Raw genomic sequence first — 17,813 nt, 5'->3', positions numbered from 1 at the left:
GAAACTCCTTTAAAAGCTTAGCTTACAAATTGCTGTAATATGCGGCTACCAAAATAGGCCAGCGTCAGAATACCCGCGCCTGCGACGTTAAACCACACGACCCGCCGACCCCGCCAGCCTTCATGGTAATGCCCCCACAGCAGAACGATATAGACAAACCATGCCACGATAGAGAGCACGGCTTTATCAATATTTTCAGTACTGAACAGGTTATGCATGTAAAACAGGCCGGTACACAGAGTAAGGGTCAGCAGTACGACGCCAATCTGCGTGATATGAAACATTTTGCGCTCAATGCTCATCAATGGCGGCATTTCATTACTAAACGCCAGCTTTTTGTTCTTCAACTGATAGTCGATCCACGCCAGTTGTAGCGCATACAGCGCGGCGATTATCAGCGTCGCGTAAGAGAAAAGCGACAGACCGATGTGCACCATCATGCCTGGGGTCGCTTCCAGATGCGTAATATATTCATTAGGCATAAACGTGGCGAAGGCCAGGTTAATCAGCGCAAAAGCATAGACAATGGGCAGAAGTAGCCAGCCGCGATTACGCGACGCGACAATGGTCATTACCGTGCAGATCATCAGGCTGACCAGCGAACCGACATTCAGCAGGCTCAGGTTTTGTCCACTGTCGCCGCCGGGCAGAATACGCGATTCCAGCGCGACAGCATGGCACACCAGAGCGATGACCGCAGAAAGAATAGCCATACGCCGCCAGCCGCTGTTTTTTTGCAACAGTCCGGGAACGATCAGCGCGAGGCTGAAGGAGTAGGCGACAAGGGCAAGTAAAGCAAAAACGGGCATAGTTGTGTCGACAGTTGACCAGTGAGAAAGAGAAGCAGTATAGCGTTACGTGACCGCAGCTCCAACCGTTGCATAACAACAAAGACGGCTTCATGGTATACTGTGGCGAAATTCTGTAACTGTGTCGCTGCGGCGACCAACCGTTTCCACCCCAGGCGAGAGACAATGTTTGATAATTTAACCGATCGTTTGTCGCGCACGCTGCGCAATATCAGTGGCCGTGGGCGCCTTACTGAAGACAACGTTAAAGAGACGCTGCGCGAAGTGCGCATGGCGCTGCTGGAGGCTGACGTTGCGCTGCCGGTAGTGCGTGAGTTCATCAATCGCGTAAAAGAGAAAGCGGTTGGTCATGAAGTTAACAAGAGCCTGACCCCAGGGCAGGAGTTCGTCAAGATTGTCCGTAGCGAACTGGTTGCGGCGATGGGCGAAGAGAACCAGACGCTGAATTTAGCTGCGCAGCCGCCAGCCGTAGTATTGATGGCGGGTCTGCAGGGGGCGGGTAAAACCACCAGCGTCGGTAAGCTGGGTAAATTCTTGCGCGAGAAGCACAAGAAGAAAGTGCTGGTCGTCTCTGCCGACGTCTATCGCCCGGCGGCGATCAAACAGCTCGAAACGCTGGCTGAGCAGGTTGGCGTGGATTTCTTCCCGTCTGATGTCGGCCAGAAACCGGTTGATATCGTCAACGCCGCGCTGAAAGAAGCGAAGCTCAAATTCTACGACGTGCTGCTGGTGGATACCGCCGGTCGTCTGCACGTTGACGAAGCGATGATGGACGAAATCAAACAGGTCCACGCTTCTATGAAGCCAGTAGAAACGCTGTTTGTCGTCGATGCGATGACCGGTCAGGATGCCGCGAATACCGCAAAAGCCTTTAACGAAGCGCTGCCGTTAACCGGCGTGGTGCTGACCAAGGTCGATGGTGATGCGCGTGGCGGTGCGGCGCTCTCTATTCGTCATATCACCGGCAAGCCGATTAAATTCCTCGGTGTCGGCGAGAAAACCGACGCGCTGGAGCCGTTCCACCCGGACCGTATCGCCTCGCGTATTCTCGGTATGGGCGACGTACTGTCTCTTATCGAAGATATCGAAAGCAAAGTTGACCGCGCACAGGCTGAAAAGCTGGCGACCAAACTGAAGAAAGGCGACGGTTTCGACCTGAACGACTTCCTGGAACAGCTCAAACAGATGAAAAACATGGGCGGTATGGCCAGTCTGATGGGCAAATTACCGGGCATGGGGCAGATTCCGGACAACGTTAAATCGCAGATGGATGACAAAGTGCTGGTGCGTATGGAGGCGATCATCAATTCGATGACGCTGAAAGAACGCGCGAAGCCGGAAATCATCAAAGGTTCCCGTAAACGCCGTATTGCACAAGGCTGCGGGATGCAGGTGCAGGACGTTAACCGCCTTCTGAAACAGTTCGACGACATGCAGCGCATGATGAAGAAGATGAAGAAGGGCGGGATGGCGAAGATGATGCGGAGTATGAAGGGGATGATGCCGCCAGGCTTCCCTGGCCGCTAATTTCCCGGCCTGGCTCACTTGCTATTTCGGCACCGGGGTGTGCTCGCCATCCTCACGTACTGCGTGTACGCTGCGGTGGCTGCGCGCACGCCGGCACCGAACTCGCTGCGCCGCCGACGGCCTTCTACAGCAGAGTTATTAACTGTTGATTGCAATTTTCCCAGAAATCAGTAAAATTTTCGGGCTTTTAATATGACGCCGGGCTCCGTTCCTCGATGGGGCCCGGTTGTTTTATTCACACAAGAGGATGTTATGGTAACTATTCGTTTAGCTCGTCACGGCGCTAAAAAGCGTCCGTTCTACCAGGTTGTTGTCACCGACAGCCGTAATGCACGCAACGGTCGCTTCATTGAGCGCGTTGGTTTCTTCAACCCAATCGCTAGCGAAAAAGAAGAAGGCACCCGCCTGGATCTGGATCGCATCGCTCACTGGGTTGGCCAGGGCGCAACCATTTCCGATCGCGTTGCGGCGCTGATCAAAGAAGTAAAAAAAGCAGCTTAATCTGTCACGGTGGTCATGATGAGCAAGCAACTCGCCGCACAAGTACCCGCTGAACCGGTTGTACTGGGGAAAATGGGTTCTTCATACGGTATCCGTGGTTGGCTCAGAGTGTTTTCCTCCACTGAAGACGCCGAAAGCATTTTTGACTATCAGCCTTGGTTTATCCAGAAGGCGGGTCAGTGGCAGCAGGTACAGCTGGAAAGCTGGAAGCACCACAATCAGGATCTGATCATCAAGCTGAAAGGCGTTGACGATCGAGATGCCGCGAATCTTCTGACGAATTGCGAAATTGTCGTGGATTCCTCGCAACTTCCTGCGCTTGAGGAGGGAGACTACTACTGGAAAGACCTGATGGGCTGCCAGGTAGTCACCGCTGAAGGCTACGATCTCGGTAAAGTTATCGACATGATGGAAACCGGGTCGAATGACGTTCTCGTCATTAAGGCGAACCTGAAAGATGCATTTGGTATCAAGGAACGACTAGTACCGTTCCTCGATGGGCAGGTTATCAAGAAAGTCGATCTCGCTACTCGTACTATCGAAGTAGACTGGGATCCTGGTTTTTAAACCACCGGATAAACGGTAAAAGTCGGCGTTATGGGGATTGGCTTGTGTTTATAGGTATCGTTAGCCTGTTTCCTGAAATGTTCCGCGCAATTACCGATTACGGGGTAACTGGCCGGGCAGTAAAAAATGGCCTGCTGAACATCCAGAGCTGGAGTCCTCGAGACTTTACTCATGACCGGCACCGTACCGTGGACGATCGTCCTTACGGCGGCGGACCGGGGATGTTAATGATGGTGCAACCCTTGCGGGACGCCATTCACGCAGCAAAAGCCGCGGCAGGTGAAGGCGCTAAAGTGATTTATCTGTCGCCTCAGGGACGCAAGCTTGATCAAGCGGGCGTTAGCGAGCTGGCCACGAATCAGAAACTCATTCTGGTGTGTGGTCGCTACGAAGGCGTAGATGAGCGCGTAATTCAGACCGAAATTGATGAAGAATGGTCAATTGGCGATTACGTTCTCAGCGGTGGCGAACTACCGGCAATGACGCTGATTGACTCCGTCGCCCGGTTTATACCGGGAGTTCTGGGGCATGAGGCATCAGCAATCGAAGATTCGTTTGCTGATGGATTGCTGGATTGTCCGCACTATACGCGCCCTGAAGTGTTAGAGGGGATGGAAGTACCGCCAGTATTGCTGTCGGGAAACCATGCTGAGATACGTCGCTGGCGTTTGAAACAGTCGCTGGGCCGAACCTGGCTTAGAAGACCTGAACTTCTGGAAAACCTGGCTCTGACTGAAGAGCAAGCAAGGTTGCTGGCGGAGTTCAAAACAGAACACGCACAACAGCAGCATAAACATGATGGGATGGCATAGGCCCCCGAATATCAGTTTACCCAGGATAAGAGATTAAATTATGAGCAACATTATTAAGCAACTTGAACAAGAGCAGATGAAGCAGAACGTACCTTCCTTCCGTCCGGGCGATACCGTGGAAGTGAAAGTATGGGTTGTTGAAGGTACTAAGAAACGTCTGCAGGCATTCGAGGGCGTGGTTATCGCTATTCGTAACCGCGGTCTGCACTCTGCATTCACTGTTCGTAAAATTTCCAACGGCGAAGGCGTTGAGCGTGTCTTCCAGACTCACTCTCCGGTAGTTGACAGCATTGCTGTTAAACGTCGTGGTGCTGTTCGTAAAGCTAAACTGTACTACCTGCGTGAGCGTACTGGTAAAGCGGCTCGTATCAAAGAGCGTCTTAACTAAGAACGCGCTTTCGCAACATCCGAAAGCTTGTAGAAAAGAAGGGGCTGGCATTACGCTGGCCCCTTTTTTATGGGTTTGCTCCACGCCATAGACGGTTGCATGTTTAGTCTGGGTCAGTGGTCTCAACGCTGAGTCAGAAACGGCCAGGCCCGTTCCTTAGTTTAGCGAGCGTTCCGCACGCCGGTGTTTAGCCTGATACATATTTCGATCGGCCAGTTCTTGTAGTTTTTCGGCAGTGGCATGTTCCCATGTCAGCGCAAAGCCAATACTCAGGGTCATCGTTATTCGCTGGCCGTTATGCAGTTCAAAAGGTCGATTAAACGCCTGGGATAGCGCTGCGCAAATACGTTGTACTTCATATTCCGAATGTACACCGTAAAGCACCATCGCAAATTCATCGCCGCCGAGTCGGTAAGTTTGATAACGGCTACCACCGAATTCCGCTAATCTTTTGGCAACCTCTATAAGTACCCGGTCGCCTGCCGCATGTCCCCAGGTATCATTAATATATTTAAAGTTATCGCCATCCAGAAATAACAATGCCGAACTGCTACGAGCGGAATTGTCCTTCATCAGCGCGTTAATACAGCTGCGAAATGCTGCGCGATTGGCAAGCCCCGTCAGCGGATCGTGCAGCGCGGTACGTAGTAACTGGGCATTTTTAGCCTGAAGCCGTAGCTGCCATTCTTCCATCTCATCCAGAAGGCTATTGAAATCCTGCGCAAACAGGTGAAATTCCGCAATACGCTCATCAGGTACCCGGCGTGAAAAATTTCGGTTAGTGCGAACGTCGTGTACAACTTCAGTAATATTTTGCAGCGCATCCACAACGCCATTGTGTAAATAACGCGTGAGCAGCAGGGCAATGCCGGATGCCAGCAGAATACATCCTGTCAGCACTGCCAGCGATAGCCAGATAAAATGACCAATAAGGCTGTCGCGGGCGACAAGCCGTACTTCGCCGATGGCCCTGCCGTTGTGCCAGACGGGTTGCGATACCGGCAATGGAAAAAGCCAGTGGCTAATTAAGCCGATGAGCTTATCGTCTGCGGCTCGCGCATCATAGCGCCATGAGGCGATAGTACGGCCATTTTTATCGCGGACCTCCGCCGCTGAAAATTGTCCCTGGCGTCCCAGTGTGGCGAGCGTTTCCGCTGCGGCCGCGTTATCGGAAAATACCAGTGCCGCTTCAAGGCTATGGGCCATTGTGGCGGCGGTCAAATCGAGATTCTTTTGCGCATACTGTTTGAGCGTAAGGACAGACGCAACGCAAATTAATAGCCAGATCAATGTCATCGTAAGCAGCACGCTGATTATACTAATCCGCCGAAGTGTGCGTTTAAATGTTGGTCTGGACAGAGAAAATTCCTTATTCATGCTTTTGATTCCGTGCAAGCATTAATACTTCTGGATTTACTCTCACGCCGCTATGCGAGAGGGAGTCCAGGTTGACGGAAAATTTGACTTCATCATTGTTAATGATCAGACAAAATGCGCTGCCAATAATACATTCGGTGTTTTGCTCGGCAATTAATAACAAAGCATTAACTGGATAATGACGCGTTAACTCCACCTGATAAGCTGGCGATTCATTGCCAAAGTAAAAACCATCACAGCGGGCGCTCAGGGCTTCTTGTGTGGTACGGATGACAAGCGGTTGATAAGGGAAAGCCCAGTCAGCCTCTTCGCTAAGTACCCTGACAAAACGCGCAGATGAAAATATGCATAGCCTTGGCGGCCCGGATAACGCCGGCCAGTGTGTATAACTGACGATACCGGAGACGATGGCGCGTACGGATTTCTCTTCTTCCGTGACGCGTTGAGCATACAGAGGCAAGCTGGCTAATAATAGCGATAACAGAAGGATAAATCGGTGAGAAAAACGCATTAACAAGTCCCCACCATCTTCAGTCGTAAAGCATTAAAATACATCCGTGATTGTTTGTAGCAAAATAACATTATTTTGCCATATCGTCATTATGTCTTATTGGTAATATGAATAATTTAATTGGCGTCCCTGATATTAAATTCTTGTGATTATGGTATTAATCACCCTATATCAGAAAGTAAAAATATGTGTGCGGAGAAAAAATAATCAAAAAATAGCGAGCATCGCTCATTTTACCGCTTTTCTGAGGCTGGGAATAAAATAATTCACTTGTTGTGTAAAGTTTTTGATACAAAATGAAGGGGTTTAATCGACTATTTCGTATGGTGTAAAGTTTATTTTACGTAATATGGATTGAAATCTTTACTTTTTGTGGTATGGTTTAAACATCCTCGTGGAGGATCAACTATCGCAAACAAGAAAAGACAGGATCGCCATCATGCAAAAAGACGCGCTGAATAACGTACGTATCACCGATGAACAGGTATTAATGACGCCGGAGCAGCTTAAAGCGGCCTTTCCGTTGAGTCTGGCGCAGGAAGCGCAGATAGCGCAGTCCCGGGGAATCATTTCTGACATTATTGCCGGGCGCGATCCGCGTCTGTTGGTGGTATGCGGTCCTTGTTCTATTCACGATCCTGAAACCGCTCTGGAATATGCCCGTCGATTTAAAGCCCTTGCCGCAGAGGTCAGCGATAGCCTCTATCTGGTAATGCGCGTCTATTTTGAAAAGCCGCGGACTACCGTCGGCTGGAAAGGGCTGATTAACGATCCTCACATGGATGGCTCATTTGATGTGGAAGCCGGGTTGAAAATAGCGCGTCAGCTACTGGTGGAACTGGTGAATATGGGGTTGCCATTGGCGACCGAAGCGTTGGATCCGAACAGCCCGCAATACCTGGGCGATCTGTTTAGCTGGTCGGCGATAGGCGCGCGCACAACCGAATCGCAAACCCACCGCGAAATGGCGTCTGGTCTTTCTATGCCGGTCGGCTTTAAAAACGGCACGGATGGCAGCCTGGCGACAGCGATTAACGCCATGCGCGCCGCTGCGCAACCTCATCGTTTTGTTGGCATTAACCAGGCCGGCCAGGTTGCGTTATTGCAAACCCAGGGAAATCCGCATGGCCATGTAATTCTGCGTGGCGGCAAAGCGCCAAACTATAGCCCGGCAGATGTCGCTCAGTGTGAAAAAGAGATGGAACAGGCGGGACTACGTCCTTCGCTGATGGTAGATTGCAGTCATGGTAACTCCAATAAAGATTATCGCCGCCAGCCAGCCGTTGCCGAATCTGTGGTTGCGCAGATTAAAGATGGCAATCGTTCAATCATTGGCTTAATGATTGAAAGTAATATTCATGAGGGTAATCAGTCTTCCGAACAGCCGCGCAGCGAAATGAAGTATGGCGTTTCCGTCACCGATGCTTGTATTAGCTGGGAGATGACCGATGCCCTGTTACGTGAAATTCATAAAGATTTGAGCGGCCAGCTGGCGGTGCGCGTCGCATAAGAGGTTGTTATGGTTGCTGAATTGACCGCATTACGCGATCAAATAGATGATGTCGATAAAGCGTTGTTGAATTTACTGGCTAAGCGCCTGGAACTGGTTGCCAAAGTCGGCGAGGTGAAAAGCCGTTTTGGCCTGCCTATTTACGTGCCGGAGCGTGAGGCCTCTATGCTGGCTTCACGACGGGCGGAAGCAGAAGCGATCGGTGTCCCGCCCGATCTCATTGAAGATGTCCTGCGCCGGGTAATGCGTGAATCTTACTCCAGCGAAAATGATAAGGGGTTCAAAACGCTTTGTCCTTCTCTGCGTCCGGTCGTCATTGTGGGCGGCGGCGGACAGATGGGGCGTCTGTTTGAAAAAATGCTCACGCTGTCGGGCTATCAGGTCCGTATTCTGGAACAGCAGGACTGGCCGCGCGCCAGGGACATTGTTGCCGATGCCGGAATGGTGATCGTCAGCGTGCCGATTCATGTTACTGAACAGGTCATAGCGCAACTGCCGCCCCTGCCGTCCGACTGTATTCTGGTCGATCTGGCATCGGTGAAAAGCGGTCCGTTGCAGGCAATGTTGGCGGCCCATGATGGCCCCGTGTTGGGCTTGCATCCGATGTTTGGTCCGGACAGCGGGAGCCTGGCGAAGCAGGTGGTGGTCTGGTGTGATGGGCGTCAACCGGAAGCGTATCAGTGGTTCCTTGAGCAAATCCAGGTGTGGGGCGCGCGGTTGCATCGAATTAGCGCTGTCGAGCACGATCAGAACATGGCTTTTATCCAGGCGTTGCGCCACTTTGCTACCTTCGCTTATGGGCTGCATCTGGCGGAAGAGAACGTCCAGCTTGAGCAGCTTCTGGCGCTATCATCGCCGATTTATCGACTGGAGCTGGCGATGGTCGGGCGTCTGTTCGCCCAGGACCCGCAGCTGTATGCGGACATTATTATGTCGTCGGAGCGCAATCTGGCGCTTATCAAGCGTTACTATAAACGTTTTGGTGATGCGATCGGGTTACTGGAACAGGGTGATAAGCAGGCTTTTATCGACAGTTTTCGCAAAGTTGAACACTGGTTTGGCGATTATGCCAGACGCTTCCAGAATGAAAGCCGTGTGTTATTGCGTCAGGCGAATGACAGCCGACCATAATGATGACATCTATACTAAAAGCCAGCTTTGCTGGCTTTTTTCGTTTAAGGAACCGTTATGACTACGCCGCACGTTTTATTTGATTATGTCGGACATCTACCAGAATGCCCCACATGGAGCGAGGATGAAAGCGCGCTGTATTGGACCGATATCCTGGAACAGGAGATCCATCGTTACCATCCGGCGAGTGGGACGCATAGCGTGCTGGCGTTTCCGGAAGAGGTGGGCTGTTTTGCCTTGCGTGAGCAGGGCGGATTTATTGTGGCCATGCGTCATGCTATCTGGCTGGCCGATAAAAATGGATTATTGCAGCGTAAGGTTTGCGACAATCCCTCTAATACGAAACTGGCGCGTTTTAACGATGGCGGCACTGATGGCGATGGACGTTTTTATGCCGGAACGTTCTGGGCGCCAGGTGACTATAATGGCGCGTTGCTGATTCGGATCGATCATGACCTGACGGCAAAAGTGATCCAGTGCGATATCCAGGGACACAACGGCCTGGCGTTCAGCCCGGATAACCAGTGGATGTATACCTCCGATACGCCGAATGGCGTGATATACCGCACGTTACTTGATAAGCATGGCGAACCGGGCAAGCGTGAACTTTTTCGCCATTTTGGCGAAGGAGAAGGACTTCCCGACGGCGCGGCGATGGATAGCGAAGGGTGCTACTGGAGCGCGATGTTTGACGGCTGGCGCGTGGCGCGTTTCTCACCGCAAGGAGAGCAGCTGGAAGAGTACCGGTTGCCGGTACGTTGTCCGACGATGGTTTGCTTTGGCGGCGCAGATATGAAAACGCTGTTTATTACAACTACCAGAGAAAATATGTCTGCTCAGGAAGTGGCGGATTATCCGCTCTCCGGCGCCATCTTCACCCTGCAGGTAGCCGTCGCAGGGATGAAGAAAATCCGTTTTATTGAACGTCAGGCAGGTTCTACCGGCACGACGTTTTCGCTGGGATAGCAGCCAAGCACTTTCATTGAGCGCGTGATCTCGCCCAGCTCTTTTAGCGCGCTTTGCATTACCTGCGACTCCAGGTTCGCCTGAACATCGAGATAAAACATCTCTTCCCACGGATTGCCGTGAATGGGGCGCGACTCCAGTTTCGTCATGATGAGATTGTGGTTACGCAGCACCAGCAGCGCTTCGACCAGCGCGCCAGCCTGCTGCCCGGTGGCGATTAACAGAGTGGTTTTTGCCGGAATCTGATCGGAAACGTTGATGGCTTTGCGCGCTAGCACCAGAAAGCGGGTGATATTCTGCGTCTGGTTTGCGGCGATGCGTTCCAGCACCTGTAAACCGTGCAACATGCCGCCTGCCTCGCTGCCGAGCGCCGCGACGCGCGGAGAGTTCGCCTGCGCGACTTTTTCCATCGCTGCCGACGTACTCTCGGTATAGTCGATTTTCCAGTGCGGATAGCGGCTCAAAAACTTACTGCACTGCTGGAACGGCTGCGGATGGCTGTACACCGTTTCGATGGTATTCAGATCCGTAGCGCCGGAAACCAGCACGCAGTGATCGATAGTGACGGTCATCTCACCGACAATCGACAGACTGGTGTGTTGCAATAAGTCGTACACATCGTTGATAGCGCCGGAGCTGGTGTTCTCTATCGGAACCACGGCGTAATCGGCCTGACCGGTTTCGACCTGATGAAAAATATCGGCGAATTTTGCGCAGCCGCTCTCGATAAATTGCTCAAAATGGCGTGCAGCATACTGGCGCGCCGCGAGATGAGAATAGGAGCCTTTCGGCCCAAGAAACGCAATACGTGCCGAATGAGGGTGAGTATTATTCAGATGTTGTTGCAGCAGCGCCTGCTGAGTAAGCACGGAGTCTTCAATGATAAGCTGGAACAGACGGGTAATGTAGTGTGCGTCGAGATGGTGGGCTTTACCGAGATGGATGAGCCTGTCCAGCAGCGCGCGTTCACGATCGATATCCCGAACCGGACGATGCGACAGTAGTTTTGCTTGTCCCACTTCAATCGCCAGCGCGCGTCGTTTTGCCAGTAAGGCCAGTAACTCTTCGTCTAAAGCGCTGATTTTATCTCGCAGCGCCAGTAATGGGTTTTCCGATGTCATAGTGTTGCCTTTTTTGTTATCAATAAAAAAGGCCTCCCGGTGGGGGAGGCCTTCTTGTTCGTCTTCGCATTCTTTATCACATGACGAAACGCCTCCCGGTCAGGGGAAGATAAAAAAGAATGCGAAGAAAAACCGGGTGAGCTTCATAACTGTTTCCTTTGTGTACGTAAGTACAGTACCCGTACTGTTTTAATCCTGTCAACAAAAAACGCGCCCGAAGGCGCGTTGGCGATACACTCAATGTAAGGGACTACTCTTCTTCTGCTTCGACGAAGCTGGCATCTTTCACCGATGCGGTGGCACGACGGGCTTCGCCTTTGTGCTGCACTTTATTGAGCTGCCGTTCCAGCTTGTTGATCAATTCATTAATAGCGGTGTACATATCTTCGTGTTTTGCGCTGGCGACCAGATGTCCGTTCGGTGTATTAATGGTGGCGTCAGCAATAAAGCCCTGTGGCTCTTTAGACAGAATGATATGAGGATTAATCAGGTGAGTTTGCCATTTTTCCAGTTTGGCGAGACGGTCTGCGACATGTTGGCGGATTGCCGGAGTAATTTCCATTTGTTTACTGGTAATGTTCATTGTCATAAATTTTACCTCTTGTCTTTCCCGTCTTGGTGATTCCAGCATACCGTTCTTAATGTCAAAATGTGTGATGTAAATCACATTATTTTGTCACTTTTTGTCAAGGCGAACTTTTTGTGAGGCATCGCAGGAAGAAGCGATCTTTTACTTGAGGAATGGCTGAAAGCAGGCCATATTTGACTGGATGCGTTGCAGTGAAATCATTTCTGTTGCATCAGATACCGAATAAAAAAACGGCAGCCGGAAGGCTGCCGTTTTGCTTGTTGGTATTGCTTCAGGTGTTTTTGCTGTTAGCGGCAATAATTTTCGCGACTTTGTCAGCCTGCGCATTCAGCTGCATCTGACGATAGGCGTTTTCCATCAGCGGCAACGCATCGCGCGTGGCCTGCGTATCAGGATAATTGCGTAGCATACCTTCTACCCGGTTTACGACCGCAACCCATGCGCCGCGCGCGGTATAGTACTCTGCGACGGAATATTCATATTTCGCCAGACGGTCTTTCAGGAATACCAGACGCTTAGTGGCGTCGGTGGTGTACTGGCTATTAGGATAGCTGCGTACCAGTTTCGAAAAGTCATTGAACGCCGCCCGCGCATGTTGCGGATCGCGATCGCTGCGATCGACGCCAAAGAAACCTTGCAGCGCGCTATCATCCAGCGCCATGTTCGTCAGGCCGCGCATGTACATGACATAGTCAATATTAGGGTGCGTTGGATTAAGACGCATAAAACGATCGATGGCGGCCTGCGCTAGCGGCAAATCGGCGTTTTTGTAATAGGCGTAGATAAGATCCAACTGCACCTGCTGAGAATACGGTCCGAATGGATAACGATTATCTAACGCTTCCAATTGCGTTATTGCCTGTTTCCAGTTACCGTCCTGCAGCTTTTGCTGAGCAGTCGCGTAGATTTCATTCGGCGGATTATCGGGCACCTCTTCCTTTGAACCCGAGCAACCCGCCAGAAACAGGCTCAACGTGGCTGCTGCCACCAGATATTTCATGCGCGTCATGACGTTTTGACTTTCCTCAAAATGTTTTACGGGAGATTCTCTGTTCCTGCTCCCGGTTAAGACCAGCTACAATAGCACACTATATTAAACGGCAAAGCCGTAAAACCCAACGTTAAACGAAGAAGCTGTATATGGCACAACGAGTACAACTCACCGCAACGGTCTCCGAAAACCAACTCGGTCAACGCTTAGATCAGGCTTTGGCCGAAATGTTCCCGGATTATTCACGTTCGCGTATAAAAGAATGGATTTTGAATCAGCGCGTGTTGGTCAATGGTCAACTTTGCGATAAGCCAAAAGAAAAAGTGTTAGGCGGCGAGCGGGTGGCTATTGATGCGGAGATCGACGAAGAGATTCGTTTTGAAGCGCAGGATATCCCGTTAGATATTGTTTATGAAGATGACGATATTCTGGTTATCAACAAACCACGCGATCTGGTGGTACATCCTGGCGCGGGTAACCCGGACGGTACGGTACTGAACGCGTTGCTACATTATTATCCGCCGATTGCGGATGTTCCGCGCGCGGGCATTGTGCATCGTCTGGATAAGGACACGACGGGGCTGATGGTGGTGGCCAAAACCGTTCCGGCGCAAACGCGCCTGGTGGAGTCTTTGCAGCTGCGTGAGATTACCCGCGAATATGAAGCGGTCGCGATCGGACATATGACGGCGGGAGGAACGGTGAATGAACCCATCAGTCGTCACCCGACCAAACGTACCCATATGTCGGTGCATCCCATGGGCAAACCGGCGGTGACCCACTACCGCATTATGGAACATTTCCGTGTGCACACGCGTCTTAGGCTGCGTCTGGAGACTGGGCGTACGCACCAGATCCGCGTGCATATGGCGCATATTACGCACCCGTTAGTGGGCGATCAGGTCTACGGTGGTCGTCCACGTCCACCGAAAGGCGCATCGGAAGAATTTATTTCCACGCTGCGTAAGTTTGACCGCCAGGCGCTGCATGCAACGATGCTGCGTCTCTACCATCCTGTATCGGGTATCGAAATGGAGTGGCACGCGCCGATTCCACAAGATATGGTGGACCTTATCGATGCGATGCGCGCCGATTTCGAAGATCATAAAGATGATGTGGACTGGTTATGAATGCACTGATTGTCCCGCAGTGGCCGCTGCCGAAAGGCGTCGCAGCCTGTAGTTCTACCCGTATTGGCGGGGTGAGTTTACCGCCTTACGACTCGCTGAATCTGGGCGCGCATTGCGGCGATAACCCGGAGCATGTTGAAGAGAACCGCAAGCGTCTGTTTGCGGCGGGCAATCTGCCTTCGAAACCTGTCTGGCTTGAACAGGTTCACGGTAAAAATGTGTTGAGGCTTACCGGAGAACCTTATGCCTCCAAACGTGCGGATGCGTCTTACAGCAATACGCCAGGAACCGTCTGCGCGGTAATGACGGCAGACTGCCTGCCTGTGCTATTCTGTAACCGTGAGGGAACAGAAGTGGCGGCGGCTCATGCGGGCTGGCGCGGATTATGTGAAGGCGTACTGGAGGAAACTGTCACCTGCTTTGCTGACAAACCAGAAAATATCATCGCCTGGTTAGGTCCGGCGATCGGCCCGACCGCGTTTGAAGTGGGGCCGGAAGTGCGTGACGCATTTTTAGCAAAAGATGCGCAAGCCGATAGCGCATTTTTGCCGCACGGGGAAAAATTTCTGGCGGATATTTATCAGCTTGCACGCCAACGTCTGGCGAATACCGGCGTTGAACATGTCTATGGCGGGGATCGCTGCACCTTTAGCGAAAGTGAGACTTTCTTCTCTTATCGTCGCGACAAGACGACAGGTCGTATGGCAAGTTTTATTTGGCTGATATAACCTAAAGAATCAAGACGATCCGGTACGGGTAACTTTCTTTTCACATAATTCAGGTCATTCACCTTGAATAATTGAGGGATGACCTCATTTAATCTCCAGTAGCAATTTTGACCTGTTATGGGAGGAGTTATGCGTCTGGATCGTCTTACTAATAAATTCCAGCTTGCTCTTGCCGATGCCCAGTCGCTTGCGCTGGGGCACGACAATCAATTCATCGAACCACTTCATTTAATGAGCGCCTTGCTGAACCAGGAAGGGGGGTCGATACGTCCTTTATTAACCTCCGCCGGCATTAATGCTGGCCAGTTGCGCACCGCTATCGATCAGGCGCTGAGCCGTTTACCGCAGGTGGAAGGCACCGGCGGCGACGTGCAGCCTTCTTCGGAACTGGTACGCGTACTGAACCTTTGCGACAAGCTGGCGCAAAAACGGGGGGACAATTTTATTTCGTCAGAGCTGTTTGTTCTGGCGGCGCTTGAGTCTCGCGGCACGTTAACCGATCTGCTGAAATCAGCCGGTGCGACCACGGCCAATATCACTCAGGCAATTGAACAGATGCGCGGAGGTGAAAGCGTGAACGATCAAGGGGCTGAAGACCAACGTCAGGCCTTGAAAAAATATACCGTCGATCTGACCGAGCGCGCCGAACAGGGCAAGCTCGATCCGGTTATCGGTCGTGATGAAGAAATTCGCCGCACCATTCAGGTGCTGCAACGTCGTACTAAAAACAACCCAGTGTTAATCGGTGAGCCAGGGGTCGGTAAAACGGCAATTGTTGAAGGGCTGGCGCAGCGCATTATTAATGGTGAAGTCCCTGAAGGCTTAAAAGGTCGCCGCGTACTGGCGCTGGATATGGGCGCGCTGGTGGCCGGGGCGAAATATCGCGGCGAATTTGAAGAGCGTCTGAAAGGCGTGCTGAACGACCTCGCAAAACAGGAAGGCAACGTCATCCTGTTTATCGATGAGCTGCACACCATGGTTGGCGCAGGTAAGGCCGATGGCGCAATGGACGCCGGGAATATGCTGAAACCGGCGCTGGCGCGTGGTGAACTGCACTGTGTGGGCGCCACCACGCTGGATGAATACCGTCAGTACATTGAAAAAGACGCGGCGCTGGAACGTCGTTTTCAAAAAGTGTTTGTCGCAGAACCTTCAGTGGAAGACACCATTGCTATTCTGCGTGGCCTGAAAGAACGTTACGAGCTGCACCACCATGTGCAGATCACTGACCCGGCGATTGTGGCGGCGGCAACATTGTCTCACCGCTATATCGCCGACCGTCAGTTGCCGGATAAAGCTATCGACCTGATCGATGAAGCGGCATCCAGCATTCGTATGCAGATTGACTCTAAGCCGGAGGAGCTGGACAGGCTCGACCGCCGCATTATTCAGCTCAAACTGGAACAGCAGGCGTTGATGAAAGAGTCTGACGAGGCGAGTAAAAAACGTCTCGATATGCTGAATGAAGAACTGGACGATAAAGAGCGTCAGTACTCTGAGCTGGAAGAAGAGTGGAAAGCGGAAAAAGCGTCGCTCTCTGGTACGCAAACTATTAAAGCGGAGCTGGAGCAGGCGAAGATCGCCATCGAGCAGGCGCGTCGCGTTGGCGACCTGGCGCGAATGTCTGAACTGCAGTACGGCAAAATTCCGGAGCTGGAAAAACAGTTGGAAGCCGCGACCCAGTCGGAAGGTAAAACCATGCGTCTGTTACGTAACAAAGTAACGGATGCGGAAATTGCCGAAGTGCTGGCGCGCTGGACCGGTATTCCGGTTGCCAGAATGCTGGAAGGCGAACGTGAAAAACTGTTGCGTATGGAACAAGAGTTACACAGCCGTGTGATCGGGCAGAATGAAGCCGTTGAAGCAGTATCGAACGCCATACGTCGTAGCCGCGCGGGGCTGTCCGATCCGAACCGTCCGATTGGTTCCTTCCTGTTCCTTGGGCCGACGGGGGTCGGTAAAACCGAACTGTGTAAAGCGCTGGCTAACTTTATGTTCGACAGCGACGACGCGATGGTGCGTATCGACATGTCTGAGTTTATGGAGAAACACTCCGTGTCTCGTTTGGTCGGGGCGCCTCCGGGATATGTCGGCTATGAAGAAGGCGGTTATTTGACGGAAGCGGTACGCCGTCGTCCTTATTCCGTCATCTTGTTGGATGAAGTAGAAAAAGCGCATCCGGATGTATTCAACATTCTGTTGCAGGTGCTGGACGACGGTCGGCTGACTGACGGGCAGGGGAGAACGGTCGACTTCCGTAATACGGTGGTCATTATGACTTCTAACCTCGGTTCCGATCTCATTCAGGAGCGCTTTGGCGAACTGGATTACGGTCGAATGAAAGAGATGGTGCTGGGTGTGGTTAGCCAAAACTTCCGTCCGGAATTTATCAACCGTATTGATGAAGTTGTGGTATTCCATCCGTTAGGTGAGCAACACATCGCTTCTATTGCTCAGATCCAGCTGCAGCGTCTGTACAAACGTCTGGAAGAACGTGGTTATGAAATCCATATCTCCGACGAGGCGCTGAAACTGTTGAGCGCCAACGGTTACGATCCGGTCTACGGGGCGCGTCCGTTAAAACGTGCTATTCAACAGCAGATCGAAAACCCACTGGCGCAGCAAATCCTGTCTGGTGAACTGGTTCCTGGCAAAGTGATTCGCCTTGAAGCCAATGATGATCGTATTGTGGCAGTGCAGTAAGTCACAAATTTGAATAAAACGAGCCCTGACGGGCTCGTTTTTGTTTAAAAACCAGGCGAAAATAGGCTTTTGGTTCAAATGTTGTTTGAAAAGTGAACGGTTGAGCTTTTTTTTGCATTTAGGTCTTGTCAGGCTCTAATAACTCCCTATAATGCGCCACCACTGACACGGAACAACGGCATACAGGCCGCCGGGTCAGAAAGGCTTCGTTAAGAAGTCTGTGAGGAAAGCGAAAATAAAGGCTTGACTCAAAAAGAGGAAAGCGTAATATACGCCACCTCGCAACGGTGAGCGAAAGCCGCGTTGCACTGCTCTTTAACAATTTATCAGACAATCTGTGTGGGCACTCGAAGATACGGATTCTTGACGTCGCAAGACGAAAAATGAATACCAAGTCTCAAGAGTGAACACGTAATTCATTACGAAGTTTAATTCATTGAGCATCAAACTTT

The 17,813-nt window shown here is 51.6% G+C and carries 18 protein-coding genes and 1 other annotated feature; of the genes, 11 read left to right on the top strand and 7 right to left on the bottom strand.

What is annotated here, in order from left to right:
- Window positions 1–17: 17 nt before the first annotated feature.
- Window positions 18–809, bottom strand: a complete 792-nt coding sequence (locus tag NAZ64_RS04055) for a cytochrome C assembly family protein (protein WP_001537507.1) — start codon at window positions 807–809, stop codon at window positions 18–20.
- Window positions 810–974: 165 nt separating this feature from the next.
- Between NAZ64_RS04055 and ffh the strand changes: the two genes are divergently transcribed.
- The 5 genes from ffh (at window position 975) to rplS (ending at window position 4,604) form a co-directional block, all read left to right on the top strand.
- A complete protein-coding gene (gene ffh, locus NAZ64_RS04050) occupies window positions 975–2,336 on the top strand; it encodes a signal recognition particle protein (protein ID WP_220569694.1) in 1,362 nt (453 codons plus the stop codon).
- Window positions 2,337–2,588: 252 nt separating this feature from the next.
- Window positions 2,589–2,837: a 30S ribosomal protein S16 gene (rpsP, locus tag NAZ64_RS04045; RefSeq protein WP_000256453.1), complete on the top strand. Its 249-nt coding sequence runs from the start codon at window positions 2,589–2,591 to the stop codon at window positions 2,835–2,837.
- A gap of 18 nt (window positions 2,838–2,855) precedes the next feature.
- On the top strand, window positions 2,856–3,404 hold the full coding sequence (rimM, locus tag NAZ64_RS04040; protein WP_000043266.1) for a ribosome maturation factor RimM: 549 nt from the start codon (window positions 2,856–2,858) through the stop codon (window positions 3,402–3,404).
- Window positions 3,405–3,448: 44 nt separating this feature from the next.
- Window positions 3,449–4,216 (top strand): tRNA (guanosine(37)-N1)-methyltransferase TrmD, encoded by a 768-nt coding sequence (gene trmD, locus NAZ64_RS04035; RefSeq protein WP_000469813.1) that lies wholly within the window; start codon window positions 3,449–3,451, stop codon window positions 4,214–4,216.
- Between the two features lie 40 nt (window positions 4,217–4,256).
- Window positions 4,257–4,604, top strand: a complete 348-nt coding sequence (gene rplS, locus NAZ64_RS04030) for a 50S ribosomal protein L19 (protein WP_000065257.1) — start codon at window positions 4,257–4,259, stop codon at window positions 4,602–4,604.
- A 156-nt stretch (window positions 4,605–4,760) separates the two neighbouring features.
- Here rplS and dgcN read toward each other — a convergent pair whose 3' ends face one another.
- Both dgcN and yfiR read right to left on the bottom strand, forming a co-directional pair.
- Window positions 4,761–5,981, bottom strand: a complete 1,221-nt coding sequence (gene dgcN / locus NAZ64_RS04025) for a diguanylate cyclase DgcN/YfiN (RefSeq protein WP_052932732.1) — start codon at window positions 5,979–5,981, stop codon at window positions 4,761–4,763.
- Complete coding sequence (gene yfiR, locus NAZ64_RS04020) at window positions 5,974–6,492, bottom strand: regulatory sequestration protein YfiR (RefSeq protein ID WP_001212379.1); 519 nt, start codon at window positions 6,490–6,492, stop codon at window positions 5,974–5,976. The genes dgcN and yfiR overlap by 8 nt, the downstream gene beginning before the upstream one ends.
- 439 nt (window positions 6,493–6,931) lie before the next feature.
- Between yfiR and aroF the strand changes: the two genes are divergently transcribed.
- The 3 genes from aroF to NAZ64_RS04005 are packed head-to-tail and all read left to right on the top strand — an operon-like array spanning window position 6,932 to window position 10,099.
- A complete protein-coding gene (aroF, locus tag NAZ64_RS04015; RefSeq protein ID WP_001168062.1) occupies window positions 6,932–8,002 on the top strand; it encodes a 3-deoxy-7-phosphoheptulonate synthase AroF in 1,071 nt (356 codons plus the stop codon).
- 9 nt (window positions 8,003–8,011) lie between these two features.
- A complete protein-coding gene (gene tyrA / locus NAZ64_RS04010) occupies window positions 8,012–9,133 on the top strand; it encodes a bifunctional chorismate mutase/prephenate dehydrogenase (protein ID WP_000225191.1) in 1,122 nt (373 codons plus the stop codon).
- A 57-nt stretch (window positions 9,134–9,190) separates the two neighbouring features.
- A complete protein-coding gene (locus NAZ64_RS04005; protein WP_220569695.1) occupies window positions 9,191–10,099 on the top strand; it encodes an SMP-30/gluconolactonase/LRE family protein in 909 nt (302 codons plus the stop codon).
- Here NAZ64_RS04005 and pheA read toward each other — a convergent pair.
- From pheA to bamD, 4 genes are all read right to left on the bottom strand, one after another.
- On the bottom strand, window positions 10,060–11,220 hold the full coding sequence (gene pheA, locus NAZ64_RS04000; protein WP_220569696.1) for a bifunctional chorismate mutase/prephenate dehydratase: 1,161 nt from the start codon (window positions 11,218–11,220) through the stop codon (window positions 10,060–10,062). The genes NAZ64_RS04005 and pheA overlap by 40 nt on opposite strands.
- Window positions 11,221–11,242: 22 nt before the next feature.
- Window positions 11,243–11,368, bottom strand: a sequence feature (Phe leader region).
- Window positions 11,320–11,367, bottom strand: a complete 48-nt coding sequence (pheL, locus tag NAZ64_RS03995; protein ID WP_010989056.1) for a pheA operon leader peptide PheL — start codon at window positions 11,365–11,367, stop codon at window positions 11,320–11,322. It overlaps the preceding feature by 48 nt.
- Before the next feature lie 102 nt (window positions 11,369–11,470).
- Entirely contained in the window at window positions 11,471–11,809 is a 339-nt protein-coding gene (gene raiA / locus NAZ64_RS03990; protein WP_000178449.1) for a ribosome-associated translation inhibitor RaiA, read from the bottom strand.
- A gap of 271 nt (window positions 11,810–12,080) precedes the next feature.
- A complete protein-coding gene (gene bamD, locus NAZ64_RS03985) occupies window positions 12,081–12,818 on the bottom strand; it encodes an outer membrane protein assembly factor BamD (RefSeq protein WP_000197660.1) in 738 nt (245 codons plus the stop codon).
- A 131-nt stretch (window positions 12,819–12,949) separates the two neighbouring features.
- Here bamD and rluD point away from each other — a divergent pair, with 131 nt between their 5' ends.
- The 3 genes from rluD to clpB all read left to right on the top strand — a co-directional run bounded on the left by rluD (window position 12,950) and on the right by clpB (window position 17,361).
- Window positions 12,950–13,930: a 23S rRNA pseudouridine(1911/1915/1917) synthase RluD gene (gene rluD, locus NAZ64_RS03980; protein ID WP_000079130.1), complete on the top strand. Its 981-nt coding sequence runs from the start codon at window positions 12,950–12,952 to the stop codon at window positions 13,928–13,930.
- Window positions 13,927–14,658, top strand: coding sequence for a purine nucleoside phosphorylase YfiH (gene yfiH, locus NAZ64_RS03975; RefSeq protein WP_000992639.1), 732 nt, complete (start codon window positions 13,927–13,929; stop codon window positions 14,656–14,658). The genes rluD and yfiH overlap by 4 nt, the downstream gene beginning before the upstream one ends.
- 129 nt (window positions 14,659–14,787) lie before the next feature.
- Window positions 14,788–17,361: an ATP-dependent chaperone ClpB gene (clpB, locus tag NAZ64_RS03970; protein ID WP_001235092.1), complete on the top strand. Its 2,574-nt coding sequence runs from the start codon at window positions 14,788–14,790 to the stop codon at window positions 17,359–17,361.
- Window positions 17,362–17,813: the final 452 nt, after the last annotated feature.

Source organism: Salmonella sp. A1325 (genome assembly GCF_056991255.1).
The sequence above is the reverse complement of the archived record's forward strand: the minus strand, read 5'-3'. Positions and strand labels throughout refer to the sequence as shown.

Coding starts and splice junctions, on each gene's coding strand:
- NAZ64_RS04055 (WP_001537507.1), bottom strand. CDS start 809: ATGCCCGTTTTTGCTTTACTTGCCCTTGTCGCCTACTCCTTCAGCCTC.
- ffh (WP_220569694.1), top strand. CDS start 975: ATGTTTGATAATTTAACCGATCGTTTGTCGCGCACGCTGCGCAATATC.
- rpsP (WP_000256453.1), top strand. CDS start 2,589: ATGGTAACTATTCGTTTAGCTCGTCACGGCGCTAAAAAGCGTCCGTTC.
- rimM (WP_000043266.1), top strand. CDS start 2,856: ATGAGCAAGCAACTCGCCGCACAAGTACCCGCTGAACCGGTTGTACTG.
- rplS (WP_000065257.1), top strand. CDS start 4,257: ATGAGCAACATTATTAAGCAACTTGAACAAGAGCAGATGAAGCAGAAC.
- dgcN (WP_052932732.1), bottom strand. CDS start 5,981: ATGAATAAGGAATTTTCTCTGTCCAGACCAACATTTAAACGCACACTT.
- yfiR (WP_001212379.1), bottom strand. CDS start 6,492: ATGCGTTTTTCTCACCGATTTATCCTTCTGTTATCGCTATTATTAGCC.
- aroF (WP_001168062.1), top strand. CDS start 6,932: ATGCAAAAAGACGCGCTGAATAACGTACGTATCACCGATGAACAGGTA.
- tyrA (WP_000225191.1), top strand. CDS start 8,012: ATGGTTGCTGAATTGACCGCATTACGCGATCAAATAGATGATGTCGAT.
- NAZ64_RS04005 (WP_220569695.1), top strand. CDS start 9,191: ATGACTACGCCGCACGTTTTATTTGATTATGTCGGACATCTACCAGAA.
- pheA (WP_220569696.1), bottom strand. CDS start 11,220: ATGACATCGGAAAACCCATTACTGGCGCTGCGAGATAAAATCAGCGCT.
- raiA (WP_000178449.1), bottom strand. CDS start 11,809: ATGACAATGAACATTACCAGTAAACAAATGGAAATTACTCCGGCAATC.
- bamD (WP_000197660.1), bottom strand. CDS start 12,818: ATGACGCGCATGAAATATCTGGTGGCAGCAGCCACGTTGAGCCTGTTT.
- rluD (WP_000079130.1), top strand. CDS start 12,950: ATGGCACAACGAGTACAACTCACCGCAACGGTCTCCGAAAACCAACTC.
- yfiH (WP_000992639.1), top strand. CDS start 13,927: ATGAATGCACTGATTGTCCCGCAGTGGCCGCTGCCGAAAGGCGTCGCA.
- clpB (WP_001235092.1), top strand. CDS start 14,788: ATGCGTCTGGATCGTCTTACTAATAAATTCCAGCTTGCTCTTGCCGAT.